The sequence below is a fragment of the Bradyrhizobium erythrophlei genome, from assembly GCF_042430365.1.
Lineage (GTDB): Bacteria > Pseudomonadota > Alphaproteobacteria > Rhizobiales > Xanthobacteraceae > Bradyrhizobium > Bradyrhizobium erythrophlei.
This window is the reverse complement of the sequence record NZ_JBHMET010000165.1, coordinates 1-9068: the sequence shown is the minus strand read 5'-3', so window position 1 is coordinate 9068 and position 9068 is coordinate 1. Positions and strand designations below refer to the sequence as shown.

The 9068-nt window shown below is 61.8% G+C and carries 12 protein-coding genes and 2 pseudogenes; 7 read left to right on the top strand and 7 right to left on the bottom strand.

Annotated elements, in window-relative coordinates:
- A partial coding sequence (locus ACFFWD_RS25410; RefSeq protein ID WP_376969736.1) for a hypothetical protein occupies positions 1 to 214 on the bottom strand: 214 nt, incomplete at its 3' end.
- Between the two features lie 34 nt (positions 215 to 248).
- Between ACFFWD_RS25410 and ACFFWD_RS25405 the strand changes: the two genes are divergently transcribed.
- Complete coding sequence (locus tag ACFFWD_RS25405; RefSeq protein ID WP_376969734.1) at positions 249 to 455, top strand: helix-turn-helix domain-containing protein; 207 nt, start codon at positions 249 to 251, stop codon at positions 453 to 455.
- On the opposite strand, the gene ACFFWD_RS25400 is transcribed toward ACFFWD_RS25405, so the two are convergent.
- Positions 429 to 1853 (bottom strand): tyrosine-type recombinase/integrase, encoded by a 1425-nt coding sequence (locus tag ACFFWD_RS25400; RefSeq protein ID WP_376969732.1) that lies wholly within the window; start codon positions 1851 to 1853, stop codon positions 429 to 431. The genes ACFFWD_RS25405 and ACFFWD_RS25400 overlap by 27 nt on opposite strands.
- A gap of 291 nt (positions 1854 to 2144) precedes the next feature.
- On the opposite strand from ACFFWD_RS25400, the gene ACFFWD_RS25395 reads away from it, so the two are divergent.
- Both ACFFWD_RS25395 and ACFFWD_RS25390 read left to right on the top strand, forming a co-directional pair.
- Positions 2145 to 2363, top strand: a complete 219-nt coding sequence (locus tag ACFFWD_RS25395) for a hypothetical protein (RefSeq protein WP_376969730.1) — start codon at positions 2145 to 2147, stop codon at positions 2361 to 2363.
- Between the two features lie 56 nt (positions 2364 to 2419).
- On the top strand, positions 2420 to 2818 hold the full coding sequence (locus tag ACFFWD_RS25390; protein WP_376969728.1) for a hypothetical protein: 399 nt from the start codon (positions 2420 to 2422) through the stop codon (positions 2816 to 2818).
- A gap of 547 nt (positions 2819 to 3365) precedes the next feature.
- Here ACFFWD_RS25390 and ACFFWD_RS25385 read toward each other — a convergent pair.
- On the bottom strand, positions 3366 to 3524 hold the full coding sequence (locus ACFFWD_RS25385; protein WP_376969726.1) for a hypothetical protein: 159 nt from the start codon (positions 3522 to 3524) through the stop codon (positions 3366 to 3368).
- Positions 3521 to 3982: a group III truncated hemoglobin gene (locus ACFFWD_RS25380; RefSeq protein WP_376969724.1), complete on the bottom strand. Its 462-nt coding sequence runs from the start codon at positions 3980 to 3982 to the stop codon at positions 3521 to 3523. Before ACFFWD_RS25380 ends, ACFFWD_RS25385 begins: the two co-directional genes overlap by 4 nt.
- A gap of 84 nt (positions 3983 to 4066) precedes the next feature.
- On the opposite strand from ACFFWD_RS25380, the gene ACFFWD_RS25375 reads away from it, so the two are divergent.
- The 4 genes and pseudogenes from ACFFWD_RS25375 to ACFFWD_RS25360 form a co-directional block, all read left to right on the top strand.
- Positions 4067 to 4492 carry an RrF2 family transcriptional regulator gene (locus tag ACFFWD_RS25375; protein ID WP_376969722.1) on the top strand — a complete coding sequence of 142 codons (426 nt, stop codon included), beginning with the start codon at positions 4067 to 4069 and terminating at the stop codon, positions 4490 to 4492.
- Positions 4489 to 4779, top strand: coding sequence for a DUF6522 family protein (locus ACFFWD_RS25370; RefSeq protein WP_376969720.1), 291 nt, complete (start codon positions 4489 to 4491; stop codon positions 4777 to 4779). The genes ACFFWD_RS25375 and ACFFWD_RS25370 overlap by 4 nt, the downstream gene beginning before the upstream one ends.
- 548 nt (positions 4780 to 5327) lie before the next feature.
- Positions 5328 to 6521: a cytochrome P450 gene (locus ACFFWD_RS25365; RefSeq protein ID WP_376969718.1), complete on the top strand. Its 1194-nt coding sequence runs from the start codon at positions 5328 to 5330 to the stop codon at positions 6519 to 6521.
- Between the two features lie 750 nt (positions 6522 to 7271).
- Positions 7272 to 7634 (top strand): annotated as a pseudogene (locus ACFFWD_RS25360) (group II intron reverse transcriptase/maturase); the annotation flags it as partial.
- A 145-nt stretch (positions 7635 to 7779) separates the two neighbouring features.
- On the opposite strand, the pseudogene ACFFWD_RS25355 reads toward ACFFWD_RS25360, so the two are convergent.
- The 3 genes and pseudogenes from ACFFWD_RS25355 to ACFFWD_RS25345 all read right to left on the bottom strand — a co-directional run.
- Positions 7780 to 8193 (bottom strand): annotated as a pseudogene (locus ACFFWD_RS25355) (recombinase family protein); the annotation flags it as partial.
- Entirely contained in the window at positions 8144 to 8527 is a 384-nt protein-coding gene (locus ACFFWD_RS25350; protein WP_376969716.1) for a recombinase family protein, read from the bottom strand. The gene ACFFWD_RS25350 and the pseudogene ACFFWD_RS25355, both read right to left, overlap by 50 nt.
- Before the next feature lie 361 nt (positions 8528 to 8888).
- Positions 8889 to 9068 (bottom strand): hypothetical protein (locus ACFFWD_RS25345; protein ID WP_376969714.1); only part of this gene is annotated, 180 nt, incomplete at its 5' end.

Genomic DNA, 9068 nt, shown 5'->3' with positions numbered 1-9068 from the left:
TGCCCGCTGTCAGGCAGAAATTCCACTTATCGTCCTGTGCAGAATTCCGCGACCAGCTCTCTGAGTTCTTTTCCGATCTCACTGGCTCACAATAGTCCTCGGCTCTTTCAGCCGTCCCATAATACTCGAAGCCTTCTTTGCTTTCACTAGACCGGCGAGCGGAGGCCATGATTGATTGAATTAACGTAGAGCCTTCTTCCTGCGGCAGGGACAAGGTGACCAGCCGAGCACGGGAGGGATCGACGGCGATGATGATTGATGAGCCCCGCCACAAACGGAACCTGATTCCATTAAAGAAGGCCTTGGAGCGGGGTGGTTTCGGCCGAACCAAGGCCTACGAGCTGATCAAGAAAGGGAAAATCATCGCCTACAAAATGGAAGGCCAGACCATGGTCGATGCCGATTCCATCGACGCCTATCATATGAACCTACCTCGCATTGAGCCGAGGACATAAGGAAAGGCCCGCTAACTTACCTGGTTCCTGCCCCCCAGAGGGTGCCATGATCGGCACAATCTTTCTTGGATCAGCTAAGCTATCGATGCGATCGGCCCAATGTTGCATCAGCTTGGTGCGCGAACCGATCAGCGCCAACGGTCCGTGCCGTTTGTAGATCGCTCTTACTGAGTCGCTCTCAAGGTGCGCCAACTGCAATTCGATGATGTCGCCGTCCCAAACCTTGGCTTCATTGATCTCCTCATGGTGGCAGAGGGTCGAAAACGTAGTACGGAAGCCATGGGCGCAATGCTCCGTCTTGGTGTCGATGCCTAGTGAACGCAGCCGATGACAAAGCGTTCTGCTGGACAGCGGCGCGTCCTTGGCACAAGCGAACACGTACCGCCGATTACCCGTGATCTGCTGCACACGCCGCAGGATCGCGAGGGCTTGCCGCGACAGCGGCACAACATGGTCCCATCCGTTTTTCATCTTCGCCGCTGGGATGGTCCAACGTTTGGCATCCCAATCGACCTCGGTCCATTCCATGTCATTGATCATCCCAGGGCGAGGGATCGTCAAGGCATCGACCCGAAGGGCTTCACCGACCACATCGCCAAATCTCGCCTTCTCCCATGACGGCATGATCAACCTGAAGAGACGAACCACGTCCTGCGACTCAGTGACGCCAGGCCGTGGCGTCGAGACATTGACAGTGAGTTGCTTCTTGCAGGCACGGAACGGATTATATCCGTCGCCCTCGAGGTCGGCGTAGTCGCAGACTTGCTCACCAATACTGTGGACTCGGTCGCGGGTCTCTAACCTCCCTTCAGCCTGCATCCCCCGAAAGAAGGCAAGCACGTCGGGACGCTTGATATCTTGGCGGTAGAATTTGCCGAAACGGTCCTTCAGGTAGCCGGCCCATCGTTCGAGCAGCGCGAGTGTTTCAGGACTGCGCACAGTGATAAGCCTGCCACGTTTGATCTTCTCGGTCTTCTTGTCCGCAAGCCATTCGTCGATCCACACGCCGAAAGGGCGCTCAGCCGCCTGGCGATGCCGTTCGAATTGTTTTTCGATCGAGGGATCGACCGGCCTGTCTTGTGCGAGCAAGGCTTTTGCTGCGTCACGTTTCTGGCGGGCCGTGGCGAGCGAGACAGTGCCATCATTGCCATTTCCGTAAGGCCCGATGGAATAGGTCTTCTGCTTGCCGTGAAAGCGATCGGCCATGCGCCAAAGCTTGGAGCCGGCCTTGCCGGGCCTGCTCGGGTCCGGCGTGATCAAGAGATAGAGACCGCCGCCGGTCACGTCCGAAATCTTGGTGGCTCTCCACTCGCCGCTCTCAAGCTTGGGTCGAGCGGCGCGGCAATCGACGTCGGTCCTGATCTGCTCGGGGTTAGCGACCTCATCCTTGCGTGCCATCTGCTGCAGATCCCCTTGTGTTCGGCATTTCGGAAGTATCGAGAACGTTTGTTCTTCCGATACCAACAAATGCCAACAAATATACCAACAGATCGGATGGCTGAGGACGGACGAGAACAAACAGTGACGAACACTGATGTATCCAGAACGGCCCGTTTTTCAAGGGGTTATGGGCGCCTACCGAACAACGTCGAGTACCTTAGGACCATCTTGAACAGGCGCCGTTCTTATGTGCCAGGTAATCGAATTGGCTCGCGCGGCGGATCATCTTCGCAACCACAGGAGATGACCATGCTGATGCTGTCCCTTGTCCGCGCCCTCGCCGCCCTCACCCCGTGGCTGGTCTATCTGGCCACCTGGATGCTGGCGGGCTCCCTCAACATGCCGCAACCGATCGTCCACGACACCGGCGTGTTCGTGTTCGCGCAGGTCGCGGCGGTGGAGATGAGGGTCGGCCAGGCGCTCTGCCCGGTCCGCCTGTGGCGCCAGATGCAGTCCTGGTTCCGCTGACACCCCGGACGGCACGGGGGTGCCGGCCTTCAATCGCAACGAGAGGAAACCCTGCCATGATCACTTCATCCCAGTTTCTGCGCCGCGCACTCATCGCCGACGCCATCTTCAGCGGCGTGTCCGCCGTCGTGATGACGCTCGATGCAGGCGCGCTGGCGCCGTTCCTGAACCTGCCGGAAGCGCTGCTGCGAGAGACGGGCCTGTTCCTGATCGCCTACACCGCGCTGGTCGGCTGGCTCGGCACGCGGCCACAGGTGCCGAAGGCGCTGGTGATGATCGTGGTCGCCGGCAACGCCGCCTGGACACTCGCCAGCATCGCACTGCTGTTCTCGGGCGCGGTGTCGCCAAATCTGCTCGGGACGATCGTGGTGGTGGCGCAGGCAATCGCCACCGGCGTGTTCGCCGAGCTGCAATATGTCGGCCTGCGCAGGAGCGGTGGCGAGGTGACGACGTAGTAGCCGCCGTCATTGCGAGCCAACGGGTCGCGCGAATGCGCGCCCGATGACAGGCTTTGCGAAGTAAGCGGCGATTGCACATTCTCCACGTCATTGCGAGCGAAGCGAAGCAATCCATCGAGTAGCATACGCGGGACGATGGATTGCTTCGTCGCTTCGCTCCTCGCAATGACGGGGTGAGGCCGCGATTGAATTGTCAAACAGCGATGCGGATGCAAATCCGCGTTCTCGCGACGGGAATCGTCCGAGCTTTGCTTCACTTCCCACCCTCTCATCGAGTAGAGGGCGCAGGGAAAGCCGGGTAGCACGGGGGTAGGACCACAGGTGAAACCGGAAAACACTCCGGCTTTCCCTGCGCGATGGGCTACGGCTTACTTCGCGCTCTCCTCGGTGAGACCGGGCTTGTTTGTCACCGTCATCCCTGGGAAGCGTCAGCTTCAGTGGCAGCGAGCTCAGGGGTTGCCTGCATTCCGAGGGCGCGATGCGAGCCGAACGCGACGCGCAGCGAACGGCCGTCACGGTGAAGCGTCGGCCGCCTCGTCCGTCGTCAGCTCAGCGCCAGGGCCGCAATCATTCCGGCAAAGGTCAGCGCGAGGCCGATGATCAGCATCGGCACCAGGCTGCTGCCGGACCACGGATCGGCCTGATCCCGCTGAAACTCCGCGACGTCGATGGCGCGCGCGATTGCCCTGGCTCTGCGTCTCATTGGACTGCTCCTGTTGTGTCCCGTCGAAACCTCTCGCCGACGCCGAGCATGACGCCCTGCCCGCCGGCGACGCCCATCTCGAGGCTTGCCGCGATGCGCCGGGCCCGCTCGACGAAATGCGCCGCCGCCGTAGGCTGGCAGAGCTCGCGCGCGGTCGTCTCGAACAGTTCGAGCCAGCGGTCGAAATGCGCGGCATCGACCGGCAAAGGCATGTGCTTGACCATCGGGGTGCCGTGATAGCGCCCGGTCATCAGCGCGACCGACGACCAGAACGCGCACATCTGCTTCAGATGCGGCTCCCAATCGCTGATCCTAGCGTCAAACACCGGCGCCAGCATCGGGTCGCTGCGCACCTTGGTGTAGAAGCTGTGCACCAGGCGCTCGATCATCGCCTCGGTGATCCCGGTCCGCTGCACGATGTCGGCCGTGATCTGCTCGCCGCGCTCTGCCCCCGTCATGGCGGGTCTCCTTAAATATGTATTTCAAATACCCATTTAGGGCGCTATAGCAGGGCTGCCAAGTTCTGATTTCGAGGGGCTCCCATGCGCCTGACGTCGTTCACGGATTTTGCCCTGCGCGCCCTGATGCGGCTGGCCGGCGAGCCCGGCCGGTCGTTCGCCACCAGCGAGATCGCGGCTGAATTCGGCATTTCCCGCAATCACCTCGCCAAGGTGGTGCGCGACCTCGCCGATTGCGGCTTCATCACCACCCAGCGCGGCGTCGGCGGCGGCTTTGCGCTGGCGCGGCCGCCGCAGGCGATTACGCTCGGCGAGGTGGTGCGCGCGCTCGAGGGCGACAGCGCGCTGGTCGAATGCTTCAGGAACGATGGCGGGGCCTGCGTGCTGTTGCCGCGCTGCCGGCTGAAAGCGAAACTCGCTGCGGCCCGCGAGGCGTTCATGCGCGAGCTCGACGGCAGCACGCTGGCGGACTGTGCCTATGCGCCGCGGCTGTCCGCGAGGGCGTCATGACGGGAATCGAAATTACTGACGGCACGTTCGAGGTCGACGCCGATGTCGTGGCCGAGGGCCTTGGCATCGCCGTGCCGTTGCTGCAGGCCCAGTTGCGATCCGGCAAGATCACGACGCTGTCGGAACGCGGGGTCGACGCCGATCAGGGAAGGCATCGGCTGACCTTCTTCTCGGAACACCGCCGCTTCCGTCTCGTCATCGACGCAAGCGGCGCGATCATCCAGCGCTCGACGCTCGATTTCGGCGACACCCCACTGCCGCCATCGGCGCGCAAGCCGGGCGGCTAGGGCGTGTACTTATAAGGGCGCAGATGTCGGCCCGTAGGCAGAAATCCTGTGCCAGGGCGTGTACTCACAAACCCGCGCCGCAGTCAGGGCGCGTACGAGGTCCGCTGCGACCCTGATAGCGGCGCAATAGCGGACCTCACCGGAGGTCCGAGTTGGGCCAACAGCGGTCATTCCGCAACCGCGTAGATGAGTGCTGCCCTCACCGGGAAGCGAGGCGGCGCGTCGGGCGGAGCGGCGCAGTCCCGTAAGCGGAACATGGTAGGCCAAGGCCTGCTAACCCATATTGTTTAAATTGGGATGGGAACGAGAACGGCTGCAACGCAATCGGAAACATCGGGCAAGTCCAGCGGCAACTCAAAATAGGTCCTGTTATGATGACAGCCGTCGCACCGAGAGTTGTCCCGACTGCACCTAAGGTGCATTCGACGGATTTGCCGGTGTGGCGATTGCTTCCGGCCGCTGCTCGTTCCAGCCTGTCGATTTGGCCAGACTACGCCTTCGACCTTCTCGTGATCAAGCGAACCACGTTGGGGATCACTACGTTGGTCGTGAGCGACCCAGAAGGTGTTCGCCATTTTCTGACGATCAACGCAGCGAACTATCGGCGACCATCCGTCGTGCGCCGTATCGGCGTTCCGCTCGGCGGCTCCGGCCTTTTCCTGGCCGAAGGGGCCGAATGGCGCCGCCAGCGCAAACTGCTTGCGCCGACCTTCACGCCATCGAGCATCAACGTGCTGGTGCCGCATTTCCACGAGGCGGCGCGGCATTTGCTGCATGATGCCGAAGGCAAGCCGAGCGTCAATCTCTCGAGGGCGTTCCAGGATACAGCGCTCGAAGCCGTGCTGCGCGCCTTGTTCTCGATGCCCGAGAACCGGGCGCGTGAAGAACTGAGTGCGCTGGTGCGGGGCTACATCGAAGGTGCCGGACGTCCCGGTCTCCTCGACGGTTTCGCCCCAAGCGACAACTCTTTTGGATTCGCCCTCGGAAAGCGCAGGCGGTTTCAATCCAAATGGTTCGCCGCGATTGCGGCAATCATCGCCCAGCGTAAGGCCGAACCGAGGTCGGCGGACAATCGCGACTTCCTCGATCTGCTGCTCCAACTCAAGGATGCCGACACCGGCGAAATGCTGTCGGACGACGAAATTCGCGATCAGTCCGCGACTATGTTTTTCGCGGGTTCCGAAACGACCGCGCGGCTGATGTTCTGGTCTGGGTACCTGCTGACGCTCGACAGGGAGGAACAACAGCGGCTCTCCAGTGAGATAGCGGCTTTCCCGCCCGACCGTGTCCGCATGCTCGAGGATCTGGCGAACTGGCCACGCCTGCGCAATGTGCTGCTTGAGGCGCTTCGGCTTTATCCGCCACTGCCGCATATCGTACGGCAGGCCAACGGTCCCGACACGATCAGCGGCACGAGTGTGGCGGCCAACGATCAGATCTGGGCCAGCGCCTGGATCATGCAGCGGCATCGCAAATTCTGGCAGAACCCGACGGCCTTCATGCCCGACCGGTTCGCCGGCAAGTCAGCGCCCTGGGTGCAAATGCCTAGCTATATCCCGTTTGGCGTCGGGCCACGCATCTGCATCGGGCTGCATTTTGCGTTGTCGGAAGCGCAAATCGTGTTGGCGCACCTGCTTGCGCGGTATCGGATCACTGTGGTCGGGACGCGGCTGGTGATGCCTGTCGGCCGCGTCACCATCGAGCCGGACTACGAACCGATGTTCCGGCTGGAACGGATTTGACGCCAGAGAAAAAGCCGCAGGAAGGCTACAAAATTTGTGATGCGTCACCCAAACGATTGTGGCCCAAAAAGCGTTACCCTTATGGAATATGACAATTTGTAACGCCCGCGCACGCGAGTGCCGACACAAGCGCCTCCGTCCGAAATCTCATACCCTTCTGGAAGGGCCCAAGGTCTGCTTTGGGTCGTGTGTCACGAGCGTAGCCGGTCCAAACGGCGACGCGCAACTGTACGAGAGATGAAGGAGGGCCCTTCGGGTTCGGCAATCAGGTGCTGATCCCAAGCCACTGCAAGCTGCTGCGGCCAAAAGTCGTGGTGGTGAGCGTTGCAGTCAAGTCTGGGCAGGAAGTCCAGACGGCAAGGTCGAGAGAGGCGAGCGCAAGCAAACCGTCGATGAAGTGTCGAAAGCGGATTAGGCGATGTCAAAACCGGGGGATGACCCTTCCCCTGGGATCAGCCCGGGGGATGCCTGATACGGCCCGGGCGGCATCCGGCATGTAGGCGGCGCGAAGCTCGACTAGGCTTTCGTATGGAACGTGAGATCCTGCACTGCGTCACGCCGCCAGCCTGCAATGGGCGGCGTGAAGGGACAAGCCACAAGCGGCGCGCCAATCGCGAGGGCGAGAGTACCGACACGCAGGGCAGGGACGGAGCAGCCCGTAGTAGCAGTGAAGGTCCTGTAATGGGGCTGGAGCCAAGGGGCTGCGTTGTTCAGCCTTGGCCATGGGCCAACTGGAGACAGGACGAACCCATGGACGAGGCAAAGCCGTTTCTGATCCCCAAGCGGGAAGTCTGGGAAGCCTTCAAACGTGTGAAGGCCAACCAGGGAGCGGCTGGCGTAGACGGACAATCGATTGAAGACTTCGAGGCCAACCTGTCGGGCAACCTCTACAAGCTCTGGAATCGAATGTCCTCAGGGAGCTACTTCCCCCCGCCGGTGCGGCGCGTCGAGATTCCGAAAGCAGGTGGCGGCATCAGGCCGTTGGGCATTCCAACGGTCGCCGACCGCATTGCTCAGGAAGTCGCTCGCCGATATCTCGAGCCGATCTTGGAGCCGGTGTTTCATCCGGACTCCTTTGGCTATCGGCCCGGCAAATCTGCGATTGATGCCGTGGCGAAAGTTCATGATTGGCGCTGTTGCGAGGCGCGACGCCGCCGCGCAATCGCAACGGCCGCGTCACACGCATGCGCGGCGCGATCCGCGTCTTGCCAAAGCAGGCCGTTCCTTTATACGCGGGATTGCGCAGCATCGCCCAGACCGTCGAGCGCTCCCAGCGGCCTGTTTCTTTGGCTGTCGGAATCTGGCGCTCATTGAGCAGGCGCGTGATGGCGCCGATGCTGTGGTTTTTTGCGGTGTAAAGCTCGTAGACCCAGCGCACGACACCGGCCTGTCGCTCGTCGATCTCATAATAGGCGGCAGAGTGATCGGTCTTGCGCTTGTAGCGATAGCCAAACGGAGCGCCAGAAAGCACGCTCACTTGGCCTTGAAGGGCGCGATGGCGCTTCCCTCGCCGCGACCGCTCCAGGATTTGCGCGCGTTCATACTCGGCGATCATGCCCTGAAACTGCAGCAGGAGCTCGTCTTCCGGCGTCGCCGCCCGTCTCGAGCGAATGAACAAGACCTCAGACGCCGGCGCGCGCGAACTCTTTGATAAGAAGCATTTGATGCGCATAGCGCCGGCTCAGCCGATCGGGAGCATAGACGAGCACGGCTTGGATCCGTCCTTCTGCGGCGAGATCGCGCAGTCGTTCAAGCCCAGGGCGCAACAGGCTCGCGCCGCTATAGCCGTCGTCTTCGATCACCCATTCCGCCGGCACGTCGCAGTTCTGCTCGCGCGCGAAAGCGATCAGCGCGCTCGTCTGACTGGCGATCGTGTTCTCCTCCTTCTGTTTGTCCGACGACACTCTGGCGTAAATCGCGGCGGTTTTCTTCCTGGGCGGAGGCGCCACGCCGGGATCTGCGCGGGGCGGGCGGAGCGCCTTCAGAAAGCCGATATGGGCGAACATGAGCGGGACGCGGCCCTGAGCTGGCCAGCAGCGCCATCTCCGCCGCCACGAGCCATTCTCGGGCTTCCTGGGCGCGCTTTGGGAGGCGGGTGATATATTCGCCGGCCTCTCGCAACGTGCGCAGCTCGCGCCCGTCGGGCAGCGTGATGGGGTCGTCGAAGACGCGCGACCAGTCCTCTTTCGCCATCAGTGCCGCCAGCCCTGTTTGTCGATGATGGTCCTAAAGCCCTTTGGCATGCGTGGCGGCTCGCCGTCCTCAGGCTTGTTGCAGGCCGGACAAGGCGCACCCGCTCCGCCACAGCCGCATGCGCGCTCTCCTTCCCAAGGGAGATGCGGATGGTTCTCGCAGACCCACCCCGTATCATCGCAAAGCTTGCAGGTCGGATCGGTCGTCATGCTGCCGCACGGTCATCGGAGTTAATATCCGCTTTGCTCCTAAAGCGACGCGGTTGCTGCTCAGCAGCGAAATGACGCAATGGGCGGCCAGTTGCGGAAGTCGTCTGACCATTTGATGGTTCACACCACCAACTCGCCGAGCAGC

What these genes read in the sequence shown, in the direction of transcription:
- ACFFWD_RS25370 (WP_376969720.1), top strand. Translation starts at nt 4,489, where the DNA reads ATGACGGGAATCGAAATTACTGACGGCACGTTCGAGGTCGACGCCGAT.
- ACFFWD_RS25375 (WP_376969722.1), top strand. Translation starts at nt 4,067, where the DNA reads ATGCGCCTGACGTCGTTCACGGATTTTGCCCTGCGCGCCCTGATGCGG.
- ACFFWD_RS25400 (WP_376969732.1), bottom strand. Translation starts at nt 1,853, where the DNA reads ATGGCACGCAAGGATGAGGTCGCTAACCCCGAGCAGATCAGGACCGAC.
- ACFFWD_RS25380 (WP_376969724.1), bottom strand. Translation starts at nt 3,982, where the DNA reads ATGACGGGGGCAGAGCGCGGCGAGCAGATCACGGCCGACATCGTGCAG.
- ACFFWD_RS25385 (WP_376969726.1), bottom strand. Translation starts at nt 3,524, where the DNA reads ATGAGACGCAGAGCCAGGGCAATCGCGCGCGCCATCGACGTCGCGGAG.
- ACFFWD_RS25350 (WP_376969716.1), bottom strand. Translation starts at nt 8,527, where the DNA reads ATGTTCGCCCATATCGGCTTTCTGAAGGCGCTCCGCCCGCCCCGCGCA.
- ACFFWD_RS25390 (WP_376969728.1), top strand. Translation starts at nt 2,420, where the DNA reads ATGATCACTTCATCCCAGTTTCTGCGCCGCGCACTCATCGCCGACGCC.
- ACFFWD_RS25405 (WP_376969734.1), top strand. Translation starts at nt 249, where the DNA reads ATGATGATTGATGAGCCCCGCCACAAACGGAACCTGATTCCATTAAAG.
- ACFFWD_RS25395 (WP_376969730.1), top strand. Translation starts at nt 2,145, where the DNA reads ATGCTGATGCTGTCCCTTGTCCGCGCCCTCGCCGCCCTCACCCCGTGG.